We start from the raw sequence: 26,144 nt of genomic DNA, 5'->3' as shown, positions 1-26,144 counted from the left end.
TGCCCGATGGCCTGGTCAGAGCGTGGCGTCGGTGCCCAAGATATTCGTAACCTGGCTGGACAGGACACCGCCGTTGCCGTGGGCCAGGGCCAGTTCGGCGCTGTCGATTTGGCGGTCGCCAGCGTCACCGCGCAACTGCCGCACCGCCTCGATCAGCGTGAAGATGCCGTACATCCCGGGATGCACGCAAGACAGGCCGCCACCATTGGTATTGACTGGCAGGTGGCCGCCAGGCGCGATGCCGCCGTTCGCCACAAACGCACCGCCTTCGCCTTTCTTGCAAAAGCCCAGATCCTCGAGAAACAAGATCACGTTGATGGTAAACGCGTCGTAGAGCTGCACAACGTCGATGTCTGCGGGCTTGACGCCCGCCATCTCCATCGCCGTTTGACCCGACTGGACGGCGCCTGTCTCGGTCAGGTCGGCCATTTCGGAAATGTCTCGGTGAGTCGTGCCCTCGCCACCGCCCAGCAGATACACAGGCGGCCTGGGGTGATCCTTGGCAGCCTCAGAGCGCCGCATCACGATGGCGCCGCCGCCATCGGTGACCAGGCAACAGTCGCGCACCCGCAGCGGGTCTGAAACCAGCCGCGACGCAATGACATCTTCGCGCGTCAGCGGATCGCGCAGGAAGGCTTCGGGGTTCTTTTGGGCCCAAGCGCGTGCGGCAACGGCCACGTCGGCCAACTGTTCGCGCGTGGTGCCGAATTGCGTCATGTGGCGGTCCGCGGCAAGCGCATAGGAAGACAGCGGGAACAACGGCCGGTAGGGCGCCTCATAGGTCGGCAGGCCAAGCGCGGTCATCAGCTTGCCCGAGGCGGTGCGCTGGTTCGATCCGTAGCAGATCAGCACGGTATCCGCGAGCCGCAACTCGAGCAGCATCGCGGCCCAAAGCGTATGCGACAGGAACGACGAGCCGCCCATGCGGTTATTCATGGTGAACTTGGGAGACAAGCCCAGTTCCTGCGCCAGCGTCAGCCCCGACAGCATGTCCAGCGGCTGGCAGGTGGCGATGGCGTCAACCTCGCCAAGCGCAATGCCCGCGTCGGCCAGAGCGCCATGCACCGCTTCGATTGTAATCTCCATCGCGCCTTTGCCATGGGCCTCGCCGCAGCCCGCAAGCGCGGTACCGACGATGGCGGCTTTTCCCCGCAGACTCATTGCGCACCTCCTTCCGGCTCGAAAACCACGGCGGGTTTTCCCTCCGCGCCTTCGCCGACCGAAGCGGTGACCTTCAGACCGGTAACAATCCGGTCATGCTCGATGCCGTCGATCCGCGACATCATGCGCACGCCCTCCTCCAGATCCACCAGAACCACATTGTAGTCGCCGCCTCTTTCCGGCTTGCGGCGGACGACTGTACGCGCATAGACAGTGCCCCTGCCGGTGGGCGCGACCCATCCCAGGTCTGCGCCTCCGCAAGCCGGACAAATCACGCGCGGATGAAAGACATGGGTGCCGCAGCCGCCGCATTTCTGAATTTCAAAGGTGCCCTCGGCCAGTTTCGCGGCGAAGACAGCATCCGGCCCAGGGCCTTTTTCTATACCTGTCATCTCAGAACCCGATGTGGAAGCCACCGTTCACGCTCAGGTGCTGGCCGGTGATATAGGATGCCGCGTTGGACAACAGGAAACAGACGGGCTGTGCGACTTCTTCGGGGGTGCTCATCCGGCCCATCGGGATCTGCGCCATGTACTTGTCGACAAACTTGTCGGAGCGGATGGTCTCGGTCATCGGTGTCTCGACCATTCCGAAACAGACCGAATTGACGTTGATGCGGTAACGGCCCCATTCGCGCGCGGCACTCATGGTCAGGCCCAGAACCCCGGATTTTGCCGCCCCGTAATTGATCTGGCCGATGGTGCCGCGACGCCCGGCATCGGACGAGATATTCACGATGGCGCGGCGCGCAGCGCTCTCCGGATCTTTTTCGGTCTGATCCTTGTAATAGGTGCCAACAGCCTGAAGACAGGCGAAGACACCGGTGAGGTTCACGTCGATGACCTGCTGCCACGTGGCCCGGTCCATCTTGTGGATCATCGCCGCGCGCACGATGCCGGCATTGTTCACGAGCCCATTGATATCGCCGAATTCGTCGAGCGCAAATTTCACCAGCTTCCCGGGAAAGTCAGGGGCGGCCACATTCCCTACGATGGCACGGGCATTGCCACCGATCTGTTCGGCGGTTTCCTTGACGCCGTCTTCGTTCAGGTCGTTCACCACGACCTTGGCGCCTAGCTCTGCCGCCAGCGCCGCGACGCCGCGGCCGATACCTTGTCCGGCGCCTGTGACGATAACCACTTGATTGTCCAATGCCATCGGGTTGATCATTTCTGTCTCCTATTGTCCTTCGTTTGTTTGGTCTCGTTCACTGTCGGTTCACTCAGGTGTTTACGACGGTGGTGCGAGCCGCTTGATCACGGCATCGCCATGGGCCAGACGGTGCCCGTCTTGATTGAAGATCTCGCCCTGTACAAAGACCAGTTTGCGCCCGCCGCCCACAAGGCGCGCGCGCGCCGTCAGCGTGTCATCTTCGGCTGCCGGGCCGACAAAACTGGTTGTGAGCGAAAGCGTAAGGCAGCGATGACCCGGGCGGCCCTCCCCCGCGTAGGCCGCGCAAAAGGTGACTGCGTTGTCCAACATTGTCGCGAAGACACCGCCATGTACGGCGAAAGCGCCGTTCAGATGGTCGCGGCCGATAGGCAATTCCAGTTCGGCCTTGCCATCGGACCACGAGACAAAGCGCACACCTAGCAATGCGTTGAACGGGGCGGGGATGTCTGGTCTGCCGTCCTGCGCGCTCATCTTACGCTGTCTCTTGCTTGGTCGAGAACATCACCAGAGCGACTGCCAGTGCCGCCAGCCCGATACCTGTTCCTACCGCACCGAGGATCGGAACGGCTAGGTCCGGATGCGATGGAAAGGCGAAGGCCAGTCCGGCAATACCGAGCAGGATCCGCGCAATTGCTCCAATCGGGTCGGATTCGATCCGCCCGACGCCCAGCAAGTAACCCTGAATACCGGCGCAGATCAACAGAATGCCGACACCGGCGCGCAGAACCGTGAGCAGGCTTTCGAGCGGACCGGCTTGCAGGGTGAACGCGGGGTCAAGGACGAAGAAGAAGGGAATAATGTAGATGATGGTGCCAAGTTTCATCGCTTCGAAGGCTGCCGCGAAGGGTTTGGCCTGGGCAATGGCCGCCGCGGCGAAAGCCGCCAAAGCAACCGGGGGTGTGATATAACTCAACATACTCCAGTAAAGGATGAACAAATGGACGCCGATCGGATCGAGCCCGCCGGCGATCAGGGCAGGTGCCAGCGACACTGCGAGGATCACATAGGCGGCGGTCACGGTCATGCCCATTCCAAGAATGAAACTGGTCAAGGCCCCCAGAAGCAGCAACAAAAAGGTGTTGCCGCCCGCGATGAACAGCAGATCGTTGGAGATAGTCCCGGACATCCCGGTCACCGCAAGCCCGCCGACGATCAGTCCGACCGCCGCCAAGATGGCCACCAGTTCGACGAACAGCCGTCCCGTGGCGATCAGGAAGTTCATCAGCTCCTTCCGCCCCCAGCGTGATTTTGACAGCAGCTGGTTCAGGACAAGAAGCAACGCGGTGGCATAGAACGGGGCGATGGCCTCACGCTTGAGGTAGAGCAGCATCCAGATCAGCAGCCCGAAGACGGCGAGAAAGTACCAGCCTTCGCGCAGCACTTTGCCGATTCTGGGAAGGTCGGCGCGCGGAACGCCTTTCAGCCCGTTGCGCGCCGAGTACGCGTCGATTTGTGCGAACAGGCCGAAGAAGTAGAACAGCGATGGCAGAACCGCCGCCATCACGATGTTGGTGTAGTCTGTCGCCAGAAAAGTCGCCATGACAAAGGCGGTGGCGCCCATGATAGGGGGCATCAGTACCGCCCCCGTCGATGCCGCCGCTTCGATCCCTGCTGCATAGCCGGGCCTGAAGCCCACTTTTTTCATAGCAGGAATTGTGATCGACCCGGTCGTCAGCACATTGGTGATCACGCTGCCGCTCATCGAACCAGTTAGCCCGCTGGTCAGAACACCCACCTTGGCCGGCCCGCCACGGACATGCCCGAGCGCGGCAAAGGCGATGTCGATAAAGAACGGACCCGCGCCGGTATGTTGCATCGCGACCCCGAAGATCATGAATCCCACGACAAGATTGACAAAGCTGCGCATCGGTATGCCCAGCACGCTTTCGCCGCTCATCGCGTGGAAAATCGCCGTCTCGACGGGCGAGCGCTGGAAGCCCTGGATCGGGCCGGGCGCATAGTTTGCGATCATGGGGTAGATGGAAAACGAGAGGATGACCGCGAAGAGCATCCAGCCGCCGGTGCGCCGCGCCGCGACAAGCAGCAGGAACCAGAAGGCGAAGCTGGCGATTACGGCATGAAGGGGCGCGGCGAAATCCCACCCTTTGTTCACCACGCTGCGCCCGTAGTAGGCAAAGAAAGCGCAGGTGATCAGAGCCAGCAGCGCCAGAAAGTAATCCCACCACCGCGTCGATCCGTAGGGGTCTGACTTTGAGCAAGGGAAGACAAGGAACACCAACGGCAGCGTCAGCAAGAGCATCACGTACAGGTAGTGAATCTCAAGCAACCGGATGTTTATGAAGAACCCCAGATTGAAGAGATGGTTGACCGAGGCCGCGGTCAAAAGAACCGCTGAGGCGACGAGCAACCAGCGCACAAATGCGGGCAGGGTGCCCATGCCGGCCGGTTGCGCCGGCGCGTCCTGTGTTACTTGTGACATGCCCGTATTCCTGTTGTGTGCTGCGTTGCTTATTGCGCGGCGCCCGCTGGACGCCGCGCTGCGTCGCATCAGCGGAAAAAGACCTCGTGGCCGGCCTCTTCCAGTGCCTGAGCGCGGGCTTTCATCCATGCAGCGGCAAATTCTTCTTCACCGTCAGGTGCGTCGGCGACAAATCCGCTCCAAGCCTGGGCGAGGACGTCTTGCCGATTCACCAGTTTGTCCTGATTTGCCTGGGCCTCTGGTGTCCAAAGACCCTTTTCCTTGAAGTAGGCCACGCTGCCATCGCTCCATGGCATCACCCAGGAAAGGATCTGGCGGTTAATCGCATATGCATTGGCACCGGGGGCGGCATCCTTGTAGTCGTCGAACCCCTCGTCAAGCGCGGCGACGATGTTGCGAACTTCGGTGCTATCCTGATCGGTTTCAGTGACAAGGATCGGATAGGGGTACAGCGCCATAGGTCGTGGAGAGGCAGGGTCGATGGTTGGCCCCACCGACACCATGTGCGGTGTTACAAAGGGCGTCACGCTGGTGTAGCGTTCCCATGCTTCCCTTTGGTCCGCAGGTGTTTCAAGCCATTTGAGGCCGCGCGGGCTCGATTCGATCTGGTAGTTCACAGTGGTCGTCGTCAGAGCAAACGCCGCATCCACACGGTTTTCGAGAATGCCCTTGAGAGAGTTCACATAGCCCGAAAACTCCACAGTCTCTACGTCGTCCCATGTCAGGTCCGCAAAGGCCAGCAGACCCTCCATGTTGTTGTCAATCGCGGGAGAGCTGACGGCGCGAGCGACCCGTTTCCCCTTGAGATCTGCAATCGTGTCGATGCCCGCATCGGCGGCGACAGCAACACCCAGTCCGTAGTCGCCAACGGCCTGAAGAACTGCCCGGATCGGCTGCGGCCCCCATTCAGGCGCAGCAAAAAGGAAAACCCCTTCGGCCGCGAAATAGGAGGCGATACCGCACAGGCAGTAATCGACCGTCCCGTTCTTGAGAGGCGTCATTCGCGAGACATCGTTCCGTCCCGGAAGCACGCGGACCGTCGATCCGTATTTGCTGCGCATCATGTTGCCGATGGCAATGGAATGGGCATGACCGGCCGATCCCGTGTCATAGGCCGACCACGCGATCACGTCAGGCAGATCGATGTCTTGTGCGCCCGTCGAGGTCGCAATTGCCAGACATGCGGCAGCGATACCAGTTATCTTGAACTTCATGGTTTTCTCCTCCTTATTGGTCGTTGGTCCCGGACGTCTCCCTGTCAGATCAAAGCTCTGAAAACGCGACATCCTTGTCGATGCGTATTTCGGGCGGCAGTCCGAGAATACGTTCGCCGATGATCGTGCGCTGGATCTCGTCCGATCCTCCGGCAATCCGGTTGCCCGGCGCGGTCAGGTATTCGTTTCGCCAGCGCGCCACGTCATCTCCAGATTTGGCCGATATACCGGCCGCAGTTCCGGCCAGTTCCATCCCGAAAGCGCCCATTTCCTGCCGCAGCTTGCCCAGCAGCAGTTTTCCGATCGAGCCCTCTTCACCCGGCGCATCGCCGCGCGACAGCGATGTCATGACCCGGTAGGAGGTGAATTCCAGCCCGCGTTGCCGTGCGATAAAATCGGCAATGCGTGCGCGCACTTCGCCGTCCTCGAAGGCCGGGCGGCCGTTCCGTTCGACACGGGTGGCCAGATCGATCAATTCCTCGGCCCGTGCGCCGCCACTGGCCCGGCCGACGGAAATGCTGAACCGTTCATTCATGAGTGTGGTCAGCGCTACCTTCCACCCTTCGGATTCGCCGCCCAGGCGGGCGCTGTCCGGCACGCGCAGGTCGTCGATAAACACTTCGTTGAAGCTGGAGCTGCCAGAAATCTGGCGAATGGGACGGGTTTCGATGGCCGGGTCGGACATGTGCACAAGGAACATGGTCATTCCCTTGTGCTTGGGCACCTGTGGATCTGTGCGCGCCAACAGGATGCCGTGGGTGGAATAATGTGCCCCCGAGGTCCACACCTTCTGACCGGAAATCACCCATTCGTCGCCTTCGCGGCGCGCACGGGTGCGGATACCGGCCAAATCGGACCCGGCTGCGGGTTCGGAAAACAGCTGGCACCAGATGTCTTCGCCCGTGAGGGCACGGGGCAGGAATGTGGTTTTCTGGTCATCGGTGCCGTGAATCATGACCGTAGGCCCGACCAGCCCAATCCCGATCAGAAAGACGTTGGGCGGTACGGCATAGCGTCCTTCCTCCTGATTCCAGATCACCTGCTCGATCGGGGTGGCGTCACGACCGCCGAACGCGCGGGGCCATGTCAGCCCCGCCCAGCCAGCATCGGCCTTTCGCGACTGCCAGTCGCGCGCACGGGCAACTTCGTCGGCGTCGCGCGCCATGAAATGATCCTGTGCCTTTTCGCTGCCATCGCGGCGAGTCGCGTTGGCATCCAGCCAGTCGCTCGCTTTGGCGCGGAATGCGGCTTCTTCTGGGCTATCGCTGAAATCCATTCGTTCAATGTCCTTGTCAGTTAGCGGCCGCTGGTCCGTTCGCCAGATCGCAAAGCAACCGTTCGCGCCAAAGATCGGCGGGGCCGAGTTCGGCCTTCAATTGCCAGCCGCGCCGCAGAAACAAGTGCGGGTCGGCGGCCCAGGTGAATCCGATCCCACCGTGAAGTTGCACCGATTCCTCGGTGGTGAATTGCACTGCATCGAGTGCGGAGAGGCGCGCCACCGCCGCGGCTTCGGCCAGTCGGTTATCCCCGCTCGCCAGCGCCCACGCACCGAAAAAGGCATTGGACCGTGCCAGTTCGATCTTGGCGAACATGTCCGCGAGCCGGTGTTTGACCGCCTGAAAACTGCCGATCTGGCGTCCGAATGCCTGCCGCTCACAGGCATAGTCTCTGGTCAGGGAAAGCGCGCGTTCGGCCAGACCGATCTGTTCGAAGGCAGCCAGCACTGCGGCGCCGTCCAGAAGGGTCCGGATCGCCGCGGGATCGGAACCGGGAAGCAATTCAACCGGCGCACCGTGAAAGACGATTTCGGCTGCCGGACGCGTCCGGTCGATCGCATCATGCGGATTGATCGACACTGAAGGATCGGAAAGATCCGCCAGGTAAAGGCGCACGGTGCCGCCTTCGTCCAGCGCAGCGACCAATGCAAATGACGCATCGGCTGCAAACAAAACCGGTGATTTGCGTCCAGAAAGGCGATCCTGCACCACTTTTGCCGAGACCCTTTCCGGTGCAGACCCTCCATCCTCGGCAAGCGCGGTGGCGACGATCAGGCGGCCTTCGGCGATGCCCGGCAACAGCTTTTCTTTTTGACTTTGCGTGCCCAAGTCCTGAATCGCCGGGGTCGCCAGGCCAAGAACCGGGGCAAAGGGTACGGCGGCCAGGCTGCGGCCAATCTCTTCGGCGACAATGGCCAGCTCGACCGCCCCCATCGCCGAACCCCCGTAGTCTTCGGCAATCGCAAGACCCAGCCATCCGCCGCCCGCCAAGGCGGCCCATGTTGCGGAATCGAACCCTTCGGCAGTCTCAAGACAGTCATGCACCACCGCGAGAGTGGCGTGATCGCTCAGCATTCGTGCCAGCGTGTCGCGTATGGCATCCTGTTCGTCGGAAAAACCGAAATTCATGCTGGTCCCCTTCGGATCATGGCATTGGGTGCCCACTCACGAAAGGGTAGTTCAGCGTTCGGTATGTCCCAAACGCTATCCGGCACCAGCCGCGCGAAACCACATATGTGCTGTGGTGCCGAAAAAGCGGTCCTTGGAGCGAAGGATGTGATTCATCAAGAATGTGCTCAATCGGCGTGAAAGCCGTAAAAAACGAGGCGGTCGATTGATTGCTGCCGAGCTTGCCGCCTAACCTTGAGAAACCGGGGCGTGTTCCGGGCGCAGGACAGGTGTGGCCGAACCCTCTCAGAAAATCGAACTGATCAAGGGAATTGTGCGGAATGGAAACTGTAGGACTCGGATTTTGCCACGAAGATTTACCGGTCGGGCGCAGGTTTCGGACCATTGGTCGCACCGTGACCGAAACCGACATCACGAATTTTGTCAGCGTCACCGGCATGCTTGAGGTCTTGTTCATCAATCGTGACTTCCGGGAGAAGGAATCCAATATTCCCGGTTTCGCCGCGCCCGGTGCGCTGGTCTATACTTTCATGGAAGGGCTCTTGACCCAATCCACAATGCAACATACGGGCTTTGCCTTTCTGGACATGGAACTTAAGGTCATGGGACCCACGTTCGCGGGGGACACCATCCATTGTGAAGTCGAGGTAATCGAATCGCGCCGGTCGAAGAGCCGGCCGAACCGAGGACTGGTGCGGACGCGAAACAAGGTGTTCAAGCAAACTGGAGAACAGGTATTGGAGTATACGCCGTTGCGGATGATCAAGGCACGCACGACGGATACTGAGCCGGGAAAGGCATAGGCCTGTTCCGGATAGCGGCACTGGAGACACGATTATGAAAACCGCGCGATCTGACCGAGCTGAAGCCGCCGGAGACACATCAGGCGCGCCCCGGTCTCTGACACGTATCCTCGCGCTTTTCGACCTGTTGGCGTACAGCAAACGGCACATGTCTCTTTCGGAGCTCAGCAACGCGATTGGTTGCCCCAAAAGCAGTTTGCTGGTGCTTCTTCGCCCTCTCACCGAGAAGGGGTACCTGATGCGCGAGAAAGACAATTACTTTCTGGGCCCGAGAATTTTTCAGTTCGCCCAGTCGATCCTGACCAACCACCCGTTCGAATCGGTCCTGCGCGGGGTTATGAACGATGTAGTCAACCAGACCGGAGAAACCATCCTGTTTGCTGTCCGGGACGGCGAAAATGTCGTTTACTCGTCGGTCATCGAAAGCCCCCAGCCTGTACGGTACGTGGCCCAGCAGGGGATCAACCGGCCATTGTATTGTTCGGCATCAGGGCTGGTCATGTTGGCCTTTGACACGCCGCAGGAACAGGACGCCTACTTTCAGTGCACCGAATTGAAGTCTCTCACACCCAATTCCATCACCGACGAAAATGAACTGCGCGGGATAATTTCCGAGATTCGCAGATCCGGTTATGCCAGCACGGTCGGTACGGCGCATGTTGATGCTGCGGGTTTCGGGGTTCCCGTCTTTCGCGCGGACGGAAATCTGGCAGGGGCTTTGGTCATTGGTGCCCCTGTGGAACGCGCCAAACGAAACAGAAAACAGTATGTGGCGGCAGCCAAGACTGCAGCGGATCGGCTTTCCAGAGCACTTGGCCATCGTTCCGGGGTTGTTGACGAAACCGCCCTGCACTAGTTGCTTGCAGAGCGCCCCTGTTGTGTCAGCACGGTCGGTCTCACCTCAGCCCCAGGCCCCGCGCGATGATGCCGCGAAGAATTTCGCGGGTGCCCCCGCGAAGTGAAAACGAGGGCACCGCAAGTTCGGTATACGCCAGAACTGCCGCATAACTGTCGCGCCCGCCAGGCACTGCCGGGCGCGTGACAAGACTGCGGGCCAGTCGCGGAATGTCCTGTTCAAAGAGCGCACCAAGGTCCTTGACGATGGCGGCCTGAAGTGACGGGTTCTTTCCTTCGTTCAGCATTCCGGCCACAGAACGCGACATCTGACGCAGCACCATCAGATGCGCGGACAGACGGCCGATCTCGGCCTGCTGCGCTTCGGTTGCGTCTTCACGCAGCAATCGGATCAGTTCCTCGATCAGGGCAAAGGACGACAGGAACCGCTCGGGGCCGCTGCGCTCGAAGGCCAGTTCACTCATGACCTGCGACCAGCCTTCGCCCTTCTCGCCCAGCAGCGCATCGGACGGCAGAAAGGTATTGTCGAACACCACCTGGTTGAAATGATGCTCGCCACCCAGGTCGATGATCGGGCTGATCGAGATGTGGTCGGTGGCCTTGAGATCGACGAGAAACTGGCTCATCCCGCCGTGGCGATCGTCGCTCTTGCCGGTGCGGCAGAACAGGATCATGTAGTCGGCGACATGCGCATAGGTCGTCCAGACCTTGGTGCCGTTGATCCGGAACCCCCCGTCAACCTCGGTGGCAACCGTGCGCGTGGCCGCAAGGTCCGAGCCGGAATCCGGTTCGCTCATCCCGATGCAGAAACAAAGCTCGCCCGCGGCGATCCGTGGTACGATCCGGCGTTTCTGTTCATCGGTGCCCTTGGCCAGTATGAGCGGGCCGCTCTGTCGATCTGCGATCCAGTGTGAAATCACCGGCGCACCGGCGGCCAGCAGCTCTTCGGACACGACATAGCGCTCCAGTGCACTGCGCGCGTGGCCGCCGAATTCCTTGGGAAAGGTCATGCCGACCCAGCCGCGCCGTGCCAGCTTTCGTGAAAAGTCGCGGCTGAACCCATTCCACGACTCCGCGCGTTTTTCGGGCGGGAAATCGGCCAGTTCCTCGGCCAGGAACGCGCGGACCTCTTGCCGGAGGTCGTCATAGTCGGTGCAGGACGGGGGGGGCGGAAACGCTGTGAGGCTCATGCTGGCGCTCCTTGTACAGCGCTGTCGGTGATGAAATGCCAGAAGGTGTCGTGCGGGCTCGACAGGGCGGCCCGCCCCAATTCCCCGGTCCAGTCAAGCTCGGTGCCGAACTCGTCACGCCAGCCCCAGATCCGCTTGGTGAAATGGTGAAGCGAATGTTCCTGGGTGTAACCGAGTGCCCCATGGATCTGATGGGCCAATGCCCCGACTTTCTCCACCGCTTCCCCGGCGCGGGCCTTGGCAGCGGCAACGGTCAGTGCAAAGGCTGGTGTATCATAGCTGCTTGCGGCCATCTCGGCGGCAGTGCGCGAGGCAGCGGTTTCTCCGGCCATGGTCGCAAGATAGTGCTGGATCGTCTGAAACTTGCCGATGGGCCGCCCGAACTGCACCCGGTCGTTGGCGTACTGAACGCTCATCTCCAGAATGGTCTCCATCGCGCCGGCGATGGCCAGACTGCGGATCAGTGCGCCGAGCGCGCGCATCCCCTCAACAGGCCGCGATACGACGCCGACATCGGCCTCTGTCAGCGCAAGATCGACCTCGGCATCGTCGCGTGGCATCCCGGCAAGATCCTGCGCCGGGTCCAGGGCCAGTTCCTTCACCGGCAAGGACAGGACGTGATCGGCGCCGTCCAGGACGGCGTTGGTCACGATCCGGTTCGCCCAGCGGGCAAAGGGCACCAGTGCCAGATGCCCGCTCGCGTGGATCTTCTCGCCGCGCCGTTCCAGCCGCAGCGCCTCGCCCTCGGCAATGGTCAGCCTGCCGCCGGGAAGGGCCAGATTCGCGCCCGCCAGTACCGCGTTGGCGATCAGGGTTTCTGCCAGCGGCAGGGGCAGGCCATGCGCCCCGGCGATGCGCACGAGCCCAAGCGCCTCGCCGGGGAGCACGCCGAACCCGCCTGCGGCCTCGGGCACCAGCGCCATGGCTAGTCCAGCTTCCTCGATCCGCATCCAGAGAGCCTCGGGGAATTGCCCGGAGGCGGCGTCTTCGCGCAGGCGGTGGGTGACATGGTCGCGGAACAGACGTTCGGCCATGTCATGGATCATCGAGTCCATCAGACGGTCCTTTCAGACGGTGCTTGATTGGCAGCGGACGTGCCATGCTCTGGTCTGTCCTGCCGCGTATAGGCTGCTTGTCCGTCGGGGGCCGTCGGCTCTTGCAACCCTGGAAGATGCAGCCGCGTGCGCAGATCCCGGCGGAACGCCCTGGCAGCGGGCGGCACGCCCCCGTCCCTGCGATATTTCCCGAGACAATCGGCAATCTTGTCCCCGATCGCTGCAGGCGTCGCCGGATCCGAGGGCGAACCGGGGTGCGCCGCGACCGAGGTTTCGGCCAGGGTTACGTTCCCTTTGCGCAGTCGGACATGGACCGCGCCACGGTCCACGCCGACGTGATCCCGCCCCGCTTCCGGTGTGGTTTGGATACTGACCATGTCCATAAGCCGGCGAACCGCGGGGCGATGGGGGCTGTCCCCCTCGAAATCCACCAGCCCGACCTGGCCCTGATGCAGGGCCACGGCGAGCGTATAGGCGGCGCAGAACTTGGCTTGCATTCCATCCTTGGGGTCGGTGACATGCAACGGGACCATGACGTTTTCAGGCACCGTCATTTCGATCACTGATCCTTCCGGCACCGCGTTGCCGCCGCGTTCGGCGTAAAGATGCCGCCCTGCGGCGATCATCCTGTGGGTGAGGTAGCAGCAGGGATACAGCTTGCGGGACACCGTGCCCAGATCGATCCGAGGTTCCACCTCTGCGGGGTCGGCCGCAAGCCCGTCCGCGCCAGCATAGAGATCGAAGAAGCCGCGCGCTGCGAATATATCGGGGGCTCCTGTGATTTCGGCCTCGGCCATCCGGGCAGCGCGCAGTCCGACAAGGGCGGCGTTTCCGGCTTGGATCGGTTTCGCCATGGCGCCGAAATTGATCTGCATCCCCCCGGCCAGCGACGCAGCCAGGGACAGGGCGTTGCTGACCGCATCGTCGTCGAGCCCAAGCTGATGCGCGACCGCTGCCGCCGATGCCAGAACCCCGATGGTCGATGTTGCGTGCCAGCCCTTGTTGTAGTGACCGAAACCCAGGATTTGACCGAGCGCGACATTGACTGCTGTTCCGACCGCAAGCGCGGGGGCGATGCGGCTGGCCGACTCCGGCCGTGCATCCGCGACGGCCAGCAGCGCCGGTACGATTACAACACTGGGATGGGTGACGCTGACCGTGTGGACATCGTCGAAATCGAGCGCATGACCGGCGACCGCGTTGAGGAACGCGGCCTGTTCGGGGCTGCCGCCTTCGGCGGCTCCCGCTGGGACTGTCGGCCCGCCCTCGTCGAGCGCGGCCAGTCGGCGAACCACCGGTTCATGCCACCCACCATAGATGACGGCCATGGTATCCTCAACGCAAAGCGCGGCCTGCTGGGCGTCGGCATCGCTGAGCCGGTGCGGCGTGGCGACGAACCGCGTCAAACGGGTGGTGAAATCGCTGATCATCCTTTTCCTTCTCTGACACTGTACACTGCCTCATCAAGCAGGACGATATCAACTCTCGGCCCCTCTCTGTCGCACATATGTGTTGGAGCAGATACTCGCGTTGTGATCTTTGCGGCCATTGGGCATTCTGGGTGTTCATCCTTCCCCCATATCCATGCCGGATCGGGCGTAGGCCGTGACCGACAAAGCTTCGGAAAGAAGAACAAACGTGGCTGAGGGTATCGGCGTGAAAAGTCGGGAAGACAAGCACGCAAGTGCGAAGAGACATTTCGAGGCGTCGTTGTCTTATTGTTCGCCTGCCGATGTATCCTCGGAGACCCGGAAACACGGGGGTCGGTTCTGCCGGAAATCCGGGCTCGCCGTCCCTGTGCCGATAAGATGAGTGCCTTGTGTGTCCTTGCGCGTTTCCTTGCGCGTGTCCCTGCTTGTGAAGGGGAAATTGTCGGCATCGCATTTCCGCCATCGTACCATGAGCGACCGCATCTGCCGTTGTGTCACAGACATAACGGACGCCTTCGGGAAAGGGGGGGCAGATGCCGCCCGTCGAGCCCCTGAAACGTTCCGGCAAGCGCAACGGGATTACCGCCATCTGTCTGCTGACTTGTCTCGGCGCTGCCATCGTGCAAGGTGTCTTCTCCTCCAGCGTCGCGTCCATTGCCGCCGTGCCGTTCTTCGGAATCTATCTCGTTATTGCCTCCCGCTATATCGCCCGCGTCGGATGGGTGCTGCTTTTCTTTTCCCTCGCGATTGCCCTTCTGGCGCTGGCCGATGGCATCGACACCGGCATCTTCGTTCAGGCGGCGGGGCGTGTCGTGTTCCTGTCCGCGCTGCTGACGGCTGTCGCATTCCTGCGCATCGCGGCCACCCAGGACCCGATTGTCGAGGTCGCCGGTGAATTCCTGACGCTGCAGCCGCCGACCCGCCGTTACGCCTCTCTGGGTGCGGGCGGACATCTGTTCGGCGTGCTTCTGAACCTTGGCGGGCTTGGTGTGATGCTGGAGATCATCATGAAAGGGCTGGCGGCGCATCGGCATGAGATGGACGAATTCGTGTTCCAGGCCCGCAAGCGCAGGATGGTAAGCGCCTGTATGCGGGGGTTTTCCTCGATCGCTTTCTGGACGCCGTTCGGGATCGCTCTCAATCTGATGATTCTCACGATTCCGGGGCTCGAATGGGCGGCCCTGGCCCCCTACGGGATTGCGCTGGCCGGGGTGCTGTTTCTTCTGGGATGGCTGTTCGACACGGTGGAATGGTGGCGCCCGCCCTCGGCGCGCGGCCGGGCACCGGCCCTGTCGGGTGACTTGCCTGGCTGGAGCCGCTGGGCAGTCCTGATCGTGGCCGGACATGTCCTTTTTCTGGGAGCCGCCGTTGTGACGCTGGACAGGTTGACCCAGTACAGTTTCCAGACCGTCCTGATCACCATCGTTCCGATCTATGCGCTGCTCTGGTCGGTTCTGCGCAGCGGCAGTGGCAACCTCACCGGTATGTCGCGCCGGTTCGTGGCCCAGGCACCGGGTTTCGCGACCGAGATGAGCGTCATCGCCTCGGCGGGGTTCATCGGTCTTGTCGCACTGGAAGTTGCGCCGGTTGAATGGGTTGCCGACCATCTCGGCTGGATTGCCGCGCGACCGGTCACGACAGTTGTGTTATTGATCATGACGGTGTTCCTGACGGGGCTTCTGGGCGTGCACCCGATGATCTCGGTGGTCCTGCTGGCAGAAGTGGTCAACCGCGTCGGCGTGGATGGTTTGTCGCCGCTTGCTCTGGGCCTTGCGCTGGCGGGCGGCTGGAGCAGCATCATCTGCATGGGGCCGGCCATCACGGCCGTGGTCTATACCTCTTCCATCGTGGGAGAGCGGCCGCTGACCATCGGTTTGCGGTGGAACGGAATTTTCGGTGTTGCGAGCATCCTCCTCATCACGCTCATCGTTGGCGGCGGTGTCGCGGCAGGGTGGTTCTGACCGGTCTCAATTCCCTGTCAGGATCCGGGCGCAAGCATTCCCACATATGTGTTCGATCAGACTTTGCGCCAGCCGGAAGGTGATGGATCGCGTGCCGTCGACTAGGATGGACAAGCGCAAATCTTGAGTGATCTGCGGAAATCAGTATAGGAGTGGCAAGCCCAACGATGGATGGCCAAGCGAAACCCACACGTCGCAGCAAGGTCACAAGCCTGCAAGACGCAGCGCGTCTGGCACGAGGAGCTTTGGAAGAACGTCCCGAGTTGTGCCTCGGCGGTCTGTTCAAGCAAAGCCGCCCGATCGCGCTGGTGCGCGCATTGCTGGCCGTGGGCGCGGATGGCCTGCATGTGTATTCCTCGCCGGGCGCGGGGTTTGACATCGACCTGATGATCGCGTCAGGGGCCGTCGCGCAGGTTTTCATTCCCGGTGTTACGCTGGAGAACCGGCTTTGCCCCAATTTCCGGCGCGCGGTCGAAGCAGGGCAGGTGACCGCCCATGCGCTGGATGCGCTGACCGTGGTGGGCGGGCTGATGGCGTCGGCACATGGCGTGCCATTCCAGCCAATCGACGCGCTGCGCGGATCGGACGTTCTGAAACACAACCCGCTCTTGCGCGAGATTGACTGCCCATTCTCCGGTCGCCGCATTCACGCCGTCGGGCCGATCCGGCCCAGAGTGACGTTCCTGCACGCGCAGGAAGCCGACCGTTGGGGGAACCTTCGCCATCTCAGCACAATGGTCTACGCCGATCAGCTGATGGCGCGCGCATCTGACATGATCATTGCCAGCGTCGACAGGATCGTCCCGGAGGAGGTCGTTCTGGACGATCCTTCGCGGGTCACCGTGCCGTCTCATTATGTCGATGCCGTGGTCGAAGTACCCTATGGCGCGCACCCGACGGCGAGCTTTCCCAACTATGCGATGGACGAGGAACATATCGATGCCTACGCCGATCTGGGCGATGCCGCCCGGACCGGCGACGGCACGGGGCTGGACGCTTATATGGCCCGCCATGTGACCGGACCGAAAAGCCAGGAGGACTACATCGAAGCGGTGGGGGGAACCGCGCATTTTGCCCGTCTCGAAGCCGAGGCCCGGAACGGATGAGTGCAGCGGTTTCCCCACTTGAACAGATGGTCGTCGTACTGGCCCGCGATTTGGCAGACGGCGAACTGGGTGCGGCGGGTGCTGCCGCGTTGGTGCCGATGGCGGCCATCGCGCTGGCCCGCGAACTGCACGCACCGAACCTGACGGTCGGCGGCGAGATGTTCTTCAACCCCGAGACGGGGCGCCTGTATCCGTCGATGCTGGACGATCGCGCGCTCGGCCGCTGCGAGGCCGCAGAGACCTTCATCGAGTTGTTCGGCCACAGCCATCACGGGTTGGATTTTTTCTTTCACAGCGGCTTGCAGCACGATGCTTACGGCAACATCAACCTGCACCACGTCGGCGGGACGCTGCACGCACCCAAGATGCGCGGACCGGGGGCGGCCAACCTGTCCTACTGCCACACCTCCACGCGGTTCTACATCTGCCCCACCGTGCATACCGCGCGAAACTTTGTGGAAACGGTCGATTTCATCACGATACCCGGACATCTGTCCGGGCCTGCCGCGAAACGTGACGCCGGGCTGGTCAATGAAGGACCGCGTCTGGCGGTGACACCGCGAGCGGTTATGGATTTCGACGACACGACGCTGCGAATGCGACTGAAATCGGTGCATCCGGGCAATACGACCGAAGAGGTCCAGCGTCACACGGGGTTCGATCTGGCGATCAGGGGCGAGGTGCCTCAGACGCGGCCACCAACGGAGGAAGAACTGCGCGTTCTGAGAGAGCGGATCGACACATCGGGGGCCCTGCGTGCTTAGGCGGCCGGGCTGACGTTATTTTGAAGTCAAAAACGGGAGGATAAAATGTTCCAACGCAAATTGACCGGATACCGGGCTGCACTCGGTATTCTTGTTGCCGTGGGTGCCATTGCCCTTGGCGGCGCTGCATCCGCCAAGGATCTCACGATGGGCACGACCAGCCCGACATCGAGCCATTTCACCATTTCGGTTGCGATGAGCAAGGCGATCGAGACCGGTATGGAAGACACCAACGTCAGCGTGATCGAAACGGGGGCCAGCGTGGACAATGTGCTGCGGTTGGCGCGCGACGAAATCGACCTTGGTCTTGCCACCACCGACATCCTGATTTCCGCCAGGAACGGGACCGGCAAGTTCGAAGGGAACGCCATCCCAGATACGGTTGCGCTTTACCCCTACAGCGCCTCGATTCTGCTGATCGCGGTCACCGAAGAATCGGGTGTGACCACGCTTGAAGAATTGGACGGGAGGAAGTTCAATCCCGGCATCCGCGGATCGGCCGCCGAGACGCTGACGACCAATGTTCTGTCGATGTTCGATATCAACGCGGACCTGGTGCATGGTGCTGTCGGTGACGCAGTGGAAGGTATCAAGAACCGCCAACTCGTCGGTTACAGCAAATACGGGGCCGCGGACTCTGTGGATGCGACCCTGCAGGAGTTGATGACCAGCACCGCAATGCGCTTGATCGGCTTCTCCGAAGAGCAGGAGAAAGCGGCGACAGAGGATATGGAGGGCGTCGGTTTCACGACTCTTCCCGCAGGGCTTATTCCTGGCTCCGAAGAAATGCGGGTTCCGAAGCTCAACGTGTTCTTCCTGACCCGCATCGGTGTCATGGATGAGCAGAACGCCTATGACATCGCCCGCAGCATCCACCAGAACATGAACCTGCTGGCCGAAGCCTGGCCGCAACTGGCCGACTACGACATCGCCGCCGATGCTGTTGCCACAATGGAGGCGGGTGTCACCTATCATCCGGGTGCGGAGCGTTACTGGAGAGAGGCCGCCGGCAGCTGACCAGAATCGCAGGCTGTCACGACGGTCGCGCAAACTGACCAGGCGGAGGTGCTCCGGGCACCCCGCCGCTGCCGATATCGGAGAGAACATGACGCAGACAATGGCCGCAATACCCTATTGGGAACGGCGCGGAGGGCAGGCGCTTGGCCTATTGTTCGCAGCATTCGTCGCGCTGCATTTCTACAATGCCCTGTTCGGGCAGTTCGAACCGCTGGTTCAGCGACCGATTTTTATCGGTTTCGGAATCGGCGGCGCGTTCTTTCTTTATGCGGCGCGGGCCTCGCGCTCCGGCGCGCGAAGCGGACTTGAGCGGGCAGTGGACATCACGCTCGGCCTGCTGGCTTTTGCGGTTTGCCTCTATGTGATCCTGAACCGGGATCGCTTTTCGGATATCATGGTGCGCTATGGGCCGCTCGACAAGGCGGCCGGTCTGGTGGCTGTCCTGCTGACCCTTGAGGCGGCGCGCCGGGTGATCGGCTGGTTCCTGCCGCTTCTGGCGCTTTGCACCGTGATCTATTTCTATTTCGGTTATGACCTGCTCGAAGGCGCATGGCGCCCGCCGCGCGTGTCGGCACGCACGGCCGTCGAGACTTTCTACAGTTCGACCACCGGACTCTTTGGCTACCTCGCGGATATCGGGGCGCGGGTTATCGTGATCTATGTGCTTCTGGGGGCGCTGTTGCTGTCAACCGGGGCGACGGATGCCTTCATGAAAATGGCCACATGGGTCGCGGGGCGCTCTTTTGGCGGTCCGGCAAAGGTCTGCGCCCTGTCTTCGGCGATGTTCGGGACGGTTACCGGCTCGGCAGTGGCCAATGTCATGGCGACCGGCTCGATCACCATTCCCACGATGAAGCGGCTGCGCTATCCGCCGGCCTTTGCAGGGGCGGTCGAGGCCGTTGCCTCGTCCGCAGGCCAGCTAACGCCGCCGGTGATGGGGGCAGCGGCCTTCATCATGGCCGAGTTCCTGAACATCCCCTATACCGAAATTGTCATCGCGGCGATCGGTCCGGCATTTCTATACTATCTTGCCGTATGGCTCGGGGTGGATCTCTATGCGCGCCGCACAGGGCTGCAACCGACACCGAAGAGCGAAATGCCCGAACGGGCGGAATTCCTCGCGCTTGACAAGTCGATCCCGCTGTTTCTTCCCATCGCGGCGATGGTCTATTTCCTGTTCAACGGCTACACGCCGAGCTATGCGGGTGCAGGTGCGATCATCATGCTGGTTTTGACCTGCGTGGTGGTGCGACCATTCTCGCGCGACGGCAGAGAACAGGGTGTGCTGGCCTGCTGGGCCAAGCTGGCGCGCGACATCTATGAAGGGATGGTCGAAGCAGGGCGGGCGTTGGTGATGATCGCGGCGCTGCTGGCCTGCGCCGCCATCGTCGTCAAGGTTCTGACGGCGACGGGTGCCGGGGTCAAGGTCTCGAACCTGTTGTTTTCCGTGTCGGGTCAGGGGCTGATCGTGGCCTTGTTGCTGGCGGCTGTACTGGCGATCCTGCTGGGCATGGATGTTCCGACGACTGCCTCCTACGTGCTGGCAGCGGCGATTGCAGCGCCGAGCCTCGTACGGCTTGGCCTGCCCGAACTGACCGCTCATCTCTTCGTCTTCTACTATGCGATCCTGTCAGCCATCACGCCACCAGTCTGCGCCAGTGTCTATGCGGCCGCCGCCCTGGCGGGGGCCAATTTCTGGCGGGTGGCGGGGCGCGCGCTGATGCTGGCCGGAGCGATCTATGTGGTGCCATTTCTCTTTGTCTTCCGACCGGGCATCATGGGCCAAGGCACAGCGGGCCAAATCCTTCTGGACATGGGTGTGGCCTGCGCGGCGGTTTTTGCCGTCAGCGTTGGCACGAGCGGCTGGTTTCGTGGAAAGGTGCCGGCCCTCGGCCGGTTGCTGTTCCTGTCGGCGGCGGCCTTGCTGTTTTATGCCGCGCCGACGGCTGACATTCTTGGCGGGCTGGCGCTGGCCGGGCTTTTAGCGTGGCGGTTTCTGCAAGGAGCGCCGCAACCCGGCCGCGCCGGGTGACCCCCGAAAAGCGAAGAGCCGCCGCAGATAAACTCTGCGACGGCCCTTCGACATCCGAACCCGAGGGGGCGATGCCTCCGGCCTCAGATTATTTTGAAGTAGGGAAAGGTAACTTCGTCGGTTGCCTTGACGAAGGTCACCTCTACCTTGGCCCCGATATGAACCTTTTCGGGATCGTCGGTCTGGATCCGGCTCATCATTCGGGGGCCTTCCTCCAGCTCGATCAACGCAACCACATATGGCACATCATCCGCGAAAGTCGGCCCTGCCGGGCGGCGCGCAATGGTGAAGGTATGCACCTCGCCACGTCCGCTTACGGTATCGAAGCCGAGCTTGTCGGAATGGCAATACGGGCAGACAGAGCGGGGATAGAAATGATGTTTGCCGCAATCGCCGCAAAGCGGGATGTCGAGACGGCCCTCGCGCGCGGCCTCCCAATAGGGGGCGCTGTCATGGTCGATCACCGGAAGCGGTTCTTCAGTGCTCATTGGTTCAGTCCTTCTGCAAAATCACGGTCGCACCAGAGGACAGCGTGCCCCCGGTACCATGCACCAAAGCGATCTCGGCGCCCTTGACCTGGCGCTCGCCGCAATCGCCGCGAAGTTGCCGGACGGCCTCGATCAGCAGGAACATACCGAACATGCCCGGATGCAGCGCCGAGAGGCCGCCGCCACTGGTGTTCATCGGGAACCTCCCGCCCGGTGCCGTGCGCTGGCCCGACACGAAATCGCCGCCCTCGCCGATCTTGCAGAAGCCCAGAGCCTCGAGCGAGAGCAGAACAGTGATGGTAAAGCTGTCATAGATCTCGACCACGTCGATATCCGAATGGCTCACCCCGGCCATTTTCATCGCGCGTTCCCCGGCCTTTTGTGCGGGAAGCAGGCGGGCAAGGTCCGGCATTTCGCCGATAGCCCAATGGGTATGCGCCTCGCCATAGCCCTTGACCGCGACGGGTTTGGATTTGAGGTCCCTGGCGCGTTCGGCGGTGGTAATGACGATGGCACCGGCCCCGTCGGTGACGAGACAGCAATCGAGCAGATGCAGCGGCTCTGAGATCATCGTGCTGGACAGCACGTCGTCGATGGACAGCGGATCGCGCCGCGTCGCCTCGGGGTTCAACTGTGCCCATTTCCGCGTCGCGACTGCGATTTCGGCCAGGTTCTCGGACGTGGTGCCGTATTCATGCATGTGACGCTGTGCGGCCATCGCATAGCCGCCCACAGGCGTGGGCATTCCGTAGGGTGTTTCATGTTGCATGGACAGGACCGACGGCCGACCACCCAGGTTACGGCTGCGCAGGGACTTTTGGTCCGAGCTGTAGACGATCAGCGCAACCTCGCAATAGCCTTCGCGAAGGGCCATGGCGGCGTGTGCCACATGGGCCTCGAAAGCCGAACCGCCAATATTCGTGCCATCGACGAATGTCGGCATGATGTTGAGATATTCGCCCAGCGTCACCGTGGCCAGTTGGCCGGGTCCCGGTATCCCCCACATGCCGGCGGTCAAAAGACCGTCGACATCGCTCAGTTTCAGTCCGGCTTCTTCGACGGCGGCTTTTGCCACCAATGCGGCATGACCAAGGACCGAAGCGTTAGTGACGAATTTGCCGTCCTTCAATGGCGCGTCGGCAATGCCGACGATCACCGGATCTCGTCCGTTTTTCATATGCTTTTCTCCTTCTTGACGGGCTGTCGCGATATGGTCCGAACGGTCAGCCCGGGCGCATGGTCTTGGCGATGAGCGTGCGCTGAATCTGCGAGGTCCCGCCGCCGATGGTGCTTTGCATCCCTTCGCGGAAATAGCGCTCCATATCCGCTTCGGGCAGCATCGAGTGGCCGCCCAGGATTTGCATTCCGTTGCGCGTCACCGTCTGCAGCGTCTCGGAGGCATAGAGTTTCGCCATTGAGACTTCTCGCATGCAGGGCGTCTTGGCTGCGGCCAGGCTAGCGGCGCGATAAACCAACAGCCGGGCGGCATCGACTTGGGTTTGCATGTCGGCCAGCATGTGGCGGATCACCTGAAAGTCGAAGATCGGCTTGTCGAACTGAATCCGTTCATGGGCGTAGCGCAGGGCATCGTCTACCGCTGTCTGGGCATTGCCCACATAGGCGGCGGCAACGGCCACGCGTTCCAGTTCCAGATGGTCGGTGATGATCTTCCAGCCATCGTTTTCCGTGCCCAGCAGCGCATCGGCCGGCAGTTTCACGTCATCCACGAAAATCTCGGTGGTGCCGGTCGCGCGGCGCGCCATGGTCGGCAGCTTGCGGATGTCCAGCCCTTCGGTGTCGTTGGGGATCAGGAAAACCGAAAGCCCCTTGTGCTTGGGCGCGTCCGGGTCGGTCCGGGTCAGCATTGCAAGGATTGCGTTGTCCGCCGCAGCGCCCGAGCACCACAGTTTCTGCCCGTTGACCACCCAGCCGTTGCCGTCGCGCCGCGCGCGGGTCTTTGTCGAAGCCGCATCCGACCCGGCGCCCGGTTCGGAAATCGATATAGAAAAGCGGATGTCGCCATCGAGGAAAGGCTGGATGTACCGCTCTTTCTGTTCGAGCGTGCCGAATTTCTCGACATTCATCGCGGTGAACGTTGCCACCATCAGGCCGGTCGAGAAGTCAAAGCCGTATTTGGCCAACCCCTCGCACATCAGGGCATAGTCCATGATGTCACCACCAAGACCGCCGCTCTCTTCTGAAAACAGAATGCCAAGCCAGCCCTGCTTGGCCACTTTTTCATAGGCTTCGTAGGGGTATTCGCGCTCGCGGTCGCAATTGCGGATATAATCGCGGCCGATCTCTTCGTCGACGAAACGCTCGACGGTCGCGCGCCACATCTCTTGCTCTGGTGTCAGAAAGTTCATGCACTCTCTCCTTGTGTCTTGTCGTGCGCCGCACGGACTTTGGCCGGCTCTCCGGGGCGATCCAGGCGCGACTTGCGGATCAGAAGGCTGAACTCGCAGCGCAGGACCGTTTCGTCCCGCTGGTTGATGCCTTCCAGTTTGCTGGTCACGACTCCGTGCTTTTCATCATGGTCCTTCAGATTGATGATTTCGGCCCGGGCCCAAAGGGTGTCGTTGATGAAAGTGGGTCGCAAAAAGCGCAGCTTGTCACAGCCATAGAAAGCGGCCAGCACAGAGCTGTCGAAGGGGATCATCGCATTGACGATCGAGAACACGAGGCTGCCCTGAACCAGGCGCTGGCCGTAGAGAGAGGTTTGGGCGTGCTCGACGTTGGAGTGCAGTTCCAGCCAGTTCCCGGTCAACATGCAGAAATTGACGACATCGGTTTCGGTCATCGTCCGTCCGCTCGAAATGCCGGTCTGGCCGAGTGACAACTCTCCGAAAGGGTGACGTATCACGTGAAATTCTCCTGTTCGTCTGCTTCGGGTGACAAAACGATCAAGGCATCGGCGGCGACCAACCCCTTCCCGTCCGCCCGAACCATCACAGGGTTGATTTCGATTTCCGAGATCAGATCGGCGTTCTCGGAAAAGAAAACAGATATGCGTGAAATCAGGTCTGCCAGGGCATCTTTGTCGGCCGGTTCCGCGCCGCGCAATCCTCCCAGCAACCGCGCCCCCGGACCCGATCGTACCATGGCCTCGGCGCTTTGCGGCGTTGCGGGCGCAAGCCTGATTTCGGCTGCATCAATCAGTTCCACAAGAATGCCGCCTGGGCCGGCCAGAACGATCGGACCAAACGTGTCGTCACGCTTGCAGCCGATGATCCATTCGGCCACGGACCCTTCTTCCATCTCCTCGATCAGCGCTGTCCCGCCCGCAAATCGCTCCGCCATATCGGCAGCGGCCTGTTTCGCCTCGTCGGGGGAAAGACCCAATCGGACGAGCCCATGATCGGATTTATGCGGATAGTCATCGTGACACAGCTTTGCGACACAACGCCCGTGGGCAGGGTCACGTTGGGGCACCGGCACCCCGATCCGTTGCAGAAGATCCTTCGCATCGGCCTCGTGGACTACCTTGCGCCCGGCACGCTGCCAGTTTTCCAGTGTTTCCCTGGGAGTCATGTCACTTCTCCTGTCGTGGCGGCCAGTGCGGCGAGGCCCGATGCCGCCCGTGCGGGCGAATCATAGACAGGGACAGCCCGTTCGCGCAGCGCCTCACCCGAGGCATTGCTGCGCGCCGAGCCGGTCCAGACGATCAGGATCGGCTTGTCAGTGCTGTCGTACGCCTCGGCCATGCCCTCAATGAACTGCTGATCCGGCACGAATGTGATAATTGCGATGGCAATATCGACCCCTGGATCGGCGGCAATGGCCTCCAGGCAGCGACCTACATAGGTGGGATTCGCCAGAACCACGCCGGTCAGATCGACCGGGTTTGTCACCGAACCGTAGAAGGGCACGTAGCGCGACAGTGCTGTCTGCGTCGTTTCATCCAGCACCGGAATCTCGAAACCCGCGCTTTCGGCCAGGTCGGTCATTTCGACCCCGAGCCCGCCGGTGACAGAAATGATCCCGACCCTGTTTCCGGCAGGTCGCCGGCCCGCGGCGAGAGCCGTCACGGCATCGACAGCGGCGACGGATTCACGGGCGCGAATCACACCGGTTTCGCGAAAGACCGCGCTGATCACCCGGTTGTCCCCGGCCATGGCGCCGGTATGCGACTGGACCGCGCGTGACCCGGCGCGGCTGCGCCCGCCCTTGACCGCGACAACGTGCTTCCCTGCCTTTGTCAGTCGTTGGGCCGCTTCAGCAAAGCGGCGTCCGTCGCGCAGTTCCTCGACGTAGCAGAGAACCACCCGCGTCTGGGGGTCGTTGCCCAGATAATCGAGCAGATCCGCTGCGGTTAGGTCGGTCTCGTTGCCGCTGGAGACGATGGCGTTGATGCCCACGCCGCGTTCGCCCAAGCGCAACGCCATAAGGCCTGCAAGCGCGCCGGACTGGGAAATCATCGCCACGGGACCAGGGTGAAGATCGTTGAACATCGGGCTGAAGGTCAGTTGCAGGTCCGACGCGGGGCGCACCACGCCTTCGCAGTTCGGCCCCACCAATCGAAAGGGCGCGTCTTGCATGATCCGGCGCAATCGCTCCTCGTTCTCATGCCCTTCTTCCCCGGCTTCCGAAAAGCCCGAGGTGACCCCGACCACGACCCTTACATCGAGCCGAGTGCAGGCTTCCAGAGCGCCGAGTGCGACCCCGACCGGCGTTGCCAGCACAACCACGTCGATCGGGCTGTCGATCTCTTCCAGACTGCGCACGGCAGCAAGGCCTTCGATCTCGCCACCCGAAGGGTTCACGGGGATAATCGTGCCGCTGTAACCGTTGCTCTTCAGCAGAGCCATCACGGCCTGCCCCAACTTGCCCTTGGTGCGGGACGCGCCCACTACCGCGATGGTGCGAGGATTGAACAACCCGTCCAGTGCTTCGGCAACCGTGGGCCGGCCTGCCGCCATTTGATTCGTGTTTGGCTCTGGCATACTTTCCTCCGTCAAGTAAAAAAAAGTCGGCTCGTTCGACGATCTAACGGCTGTTCGATTATTCTCGCAATGGATTTCTGTTCCGGCCAGACTGTGGCTGTCAGAAC

Annotated in this window: 24 protein-coding genes; 7 read left to right on the top strand and 17 right to left on the bottom strand. The window is 61.8% G+C overall.

Annotated features, from left to right (window positions below):
* Nucleotides 1-15: 15 nt before the first annotated feature.
* From MF268_RS20545 to MF268_RS20510, 8 genes are all read right to left on the bottom strand, one after another.
* On the bottom strand, nucleotides 16-1,161 hold the full coding sequence (locus MF268_RS20545; RefSeq protein WP_238372736.1) for a thiolase: 1,146 nt from the start codon (nucleotides 1,159-1,161) through the stop codon (nucleotides 16-18).
* The gene (locus MF268_RS20540) at nucleotides 1,158-1,553 is read right to left on the bottom strand and encodes a Zn-ribbon domain-containing OB-fold protein (protein ID WP_238372735.1); all 396 of its coding nucleotides are present in this window, start codon (nucleotides 1,551-1,553) and stop codon (nucleotides 1,158-1,160) included. The genes MF268_RS20545 and MF268_RS20540 overlap by 4 nt, the downstream gene beginning before the upstream one ends.
* Before the next feature lies 1 nt (nucleotide 1,554).
* On the bottom strand, nucleotides 1,555-2,331 hold the full coding sequence (locus MF268_RS20535; protein WP_238372734.1) for an SDR family NAD(P)-dependent oxidoreductase: 777 nt from the start codon (nucleotides 2,329-2,331) through the stop codon (nucleotides 1,555-1,557).
* 60 nt (nucleotides 2,332-2,391) lie between these two features.
* Nucleotides 2,392-2,805: a PaaI family thioesterase gene (locus tag MF268_RS20530; protein WP_238372733.1), complete on the bottom strand. Its 414-nt coding sequence runs from the start codon at nucleotides 2,803-2,805 to the stop codon at nucleotides 2,392-2,394.
* A 1-nt stretch (nucleotide 2,806) separates the two neighbouring features.
* Nucleotides 2,807-4,774 (bottom strand): TRAP transporter permease, encoded by a 1,968-nt coding sequence (locus tag MF268_RS20525; RefSeq protein ID WP_238372732.1) that lies wholly within the window; start codon nucleotides 4,772-4,774, stop codon nucleotides 2,807-2,809.
* 68 nt (nucleotides 4,775-4,842) lie between these two features.
* Nucleotides 4,843-5,988, bottom strand: a complete 1,146-nt coding sequence (locus MF268_RS20520; protein WP_238372731.1) for a TAXI family TRAP transporter solute-binding subunit — start codon at nucleotides 5,986-5,988, stop codon at nucleotides 4,843-4,845.
* A gap of 49 nt (nucleotides 5,989-6,037) precedes the next feature.
* On the bottom strand, nucleotides 6,038-7,264 hold the full coding sequence (locus MF268_RS20515; RefSeq protein WP_238372730.1) for an acyl-CoA dehydrogenase family protein: 1,227 nt from the start codon (nucleotides 7,262-7,264) through the stop codon (nucleotides 6,038-6,040).
* 16 nt (nucleotides 7,265-7,280) lie between these two features.
* Nucleotides 7,281-8,393 carry an acyl-CoA dehydrogenase family protein gene (locus tag MF268_RS20510; RefSeq protein ID WP_238372729.1) on the bottom strand — a complete coding sequence of 371 codons (1,113 nt, stop codon included), beginning with the start codon at nucleotides 8,391-8,393 and terminating at the stop codon, nucleotides 7,281-7,283.
* 320 nt (nucleotides 8,394-8,713) lie between these two features.
* Here MF268_RS20510 and MF268_RS20505 point away from each other — a divergent pair, with 320 nt between their 5' ends.
* Both MF268_RS20505 and MF268_RS20500 read left to right on the top strand, forming a co-directional pair.
* Nucleotides 8,714-9,196 (top strand): MaoC family dehydratase, encoded by a 483-nt coding sequence (locus tag MF268_RS20505; protein WP_273545121.1) that lies wholly within the window; start codon nucleotides 8,714-8,716, stop codon nucleotides 9,194-9,196.
* 34 nt (nucleotides 9,197-9,230) lie between these two features.
* Complete coding sequence (locus MF268_RS20500; protein WP_238372727.1) at nucleotides 9,231-10,052, top strand: IclR family transcriptional regulator; 822 nt, start codon at nucleotides 9,231-9,233, stop codon at nucleotides 10,050-10,052.
* Nucleotides 10,053-10,092: 40 nt separating this feature from the next.
* Here the strand turns inward: MF268_RS20500 and MF268_RS20495 are convergent, their stop codons facing one another.
* From MF268_RS20495 to MF268_RS20485, 3 genes are read right to left on the bottom strand one after another with little or no spacing between them, the layout of a single operon-like run.
* A complete protein-coding gene (locus MF268_RS20495) occupies nucleotides 10,093-11,241 on the bottom strand; it encodes an acyl-CoA dehydrogenase family protein (RefSeq protein WP_238372726.1) in 1,149 nt (382 codons plus the stop codon).
* The gene (locus MF268_RS20490) at nucleotides 11,238-12,296 is read right to left on the bottom strand and encodes an acyl-CoA dehydrogenase family protein (RefSeq protein WP_238372725.1); all 1,059 of its coding nucleotides are present in this window, start codon (nucleotides 12,294-12,296) and stop codon (nucleotides 11,238-11,240) included. The genes MF268_RS20495 and MF268_RS20490 overlap by 4 nt, the downstream gene beginning before the upstream one ends.
* The gene (locus MF268_RS20485; protein ID WP_238372724.1) at nucleotides 12,296-13,726 is read right to left on the bottom strand and encodes an MmgE/PrpD family protein; all 1,431 of its coding nucleotides are present in this window, start codon (nucleotides 13,724-13,726) and stop codon (nucleotides 12,296-12,298) included. Before MF268_RS20485 ends, MF268_RS20490 begins: the two co-directional genes overlap by 1 nt.
* Nucleotides 13,727-14,259: 533 nt before the next feature.
* Between MF268_RS20485 and MF268_RS20480 the strand changes: the two genes are divergently transcribed.
* From MF268_RS20480 to MF268_RS20460, 5 genes are all read left to right on the top strand, one after another.
* Nucleotides 14,260-15,687 carry a hypothetical protein gene (locus tag MF268_RS20480; protein ID WP_238372723.1) on the top strand — a complete coding sequence of 476 codons (1,428 nt, stop codon included), beginning with the start codon at nucleotides 14,260-14,262 and terminating at the stop codon, nucleotides 15,685-15,687.
* 167 nt (nucleotides 15,688-15,854) lie between these two features.
* Complete coding sequence (locus tag MF268_RS20475) at nucleotides 15,855-16,793, top strand: CoA transferase subunit A (protein ID WP_238372722.1); 939 nt, start codon at nucleotides 15,855-15,857, stop codon at nucleotides 16,791-16,793.
* Complete coding sequence (locus MF268_RS20470; protein ID WP_238372721.1) at nucleotides 16,790-17,557, top strand: CoA-transferase; 768 nt, start codon at nucleotides 16,790-16,792, stop codon at nucleotides 17,555-17,557. The genes MF268_RS20475 and MF268_RS20470 overlap by 4 nt, the downstream gene beginning before the upstream one ends.
* Before the next feature lie 45 nt (nucleotides 17,558-17,602).
* On the top strand, nucleotides 17,603-18,574 hold the full coding sequence (locus MF268_RS20465; RefSeq protein WP_238372720.1) for a TAXI family TRAP transporter solute-binding subunit: 972 nt from the start codon (nucleotides 17,603-17,605) through the stop codon (nucleotides 18,572-18,574).
* 88 nt (nucleotides 18,575-18,662) lie between these two features.
* Nucleotides 18,663-20,606 carry a TRAP transporter permease gene (locus MF268_RS20460; protein ID WP_238372719.1) on the top strand — a complete coding sequence of 648 codons (1,944 nt, stop codon included), beginning with the start codon at nucleotides 18,663-18,665 and terminating at the stop codon, nucleotides 20,604-20,606.
* 83 nt (nucleotides 20,607-20,689) lie between these two features.
* On the opposite strand, the gene MF268_RS20455 is transcribed toward MF268_RS20460, so the two are convergent.
* The 6 genes from MF268_RS20455 to MF268_RS20430 are packed head-to-tail and all read right to left on the bottom strand — an operon-like array spanning nucleotide 20,690 to nucleotide 26,037.
* A complete protein-coding gene (locus tag MF268_RS20455) occupies nucleotides 20,690-21,094 on the bottom strand; it encodes a Zn-ribbon domain-containing OB-fold protein (protein WP_238372718.1) in 405 nt (134 codons plus the stop codon).
* Nucleotides 21,095-21,098: 4 nt separating this feature from the next.
* Nucleotides 21,099-22,271, bottom strand: a complete 1,173-nt coding sequence (locus tag MF268_RS20450) for an acetyl-CoA acetyltransferase (RefSeq protein WP_238372717.1) — start codon at nucleotides 22,269-22,271, stop codon at nucleotides 21,099-21,101.
* 46 nt (nucleotides 22,272-22,317) lie between these two features.
* Nucleotides 22,318-23,460, bottom strand: a complete 1,143-nt coding sequence (locus MF268_RS20445; RefSeq protein WP_238372716.1) for an acyl-CoA dehydrogenase family protein — start codon at nucleotides 23,458-23,460, stop codon at nucleotides 22,318-22,320.
* Nucleotides 23,457-23,894, bottom strand: coding sequence for a MaoC/PaaZ C-terminal domain-containing protein (locus tag MF268_RS20440; protein WP_238372715.1), 438 nt, complete (start codon nucleotides 23,892-23,894; stop codon nucleotides 23,457-23,459). The genes MF268_RS20445 and MF268_RS20440 overlap by 4 nt, the downstream gene beginning before the upstream one ends.
* Before the next feature lie 59 nt (nucleotides 23,895-23,953).
* Nucleotides 23,954-24,625 carry an acetate--CoA ligase family protein gene (locus MF268_RS20435; RefSeq protein ID WP_238372714.1) on the bottom strand — a complete coding sequence of 224 codons (672 nt, stop codon included), beginning with the start codon at nucleotides 24,623-24,625 and terminating at the stop codon, nucleotides 23,954-23,956.
* On the bottom strand, nucleotides 24,622-26,037 hold the full coding sequence (locus tag MF268_RS20430; protein WP_238372713.1) for an acetate--CoA ligase family protein: 1,416 nt from the start codon (nucleotides 26,035-26,037) through the stop codon (nucleotides 24,622-24,624). Before MF268_RS20430 ends, MF268_RS20435 begins: the two co-directional genes overlap by 4 nt.
* Nucleotides 26,038-26,144: the final 107 nt, after the last annotated feature.

This window comes from Heliomarina baculiformis, from assembly GCF_019966545.1.
Classification (GTDB): Bacteria; Pseudomonadota; Alphaproteobacteria; order Rhodobacterales; family Rhodobacteraceae; genus Heliomarina; species Heliomarina baculiformis.
Note: the sequence above shows the minus strand (reverse complement) of the source record. Positions and strands in the feature narration are given on the sequence as shown.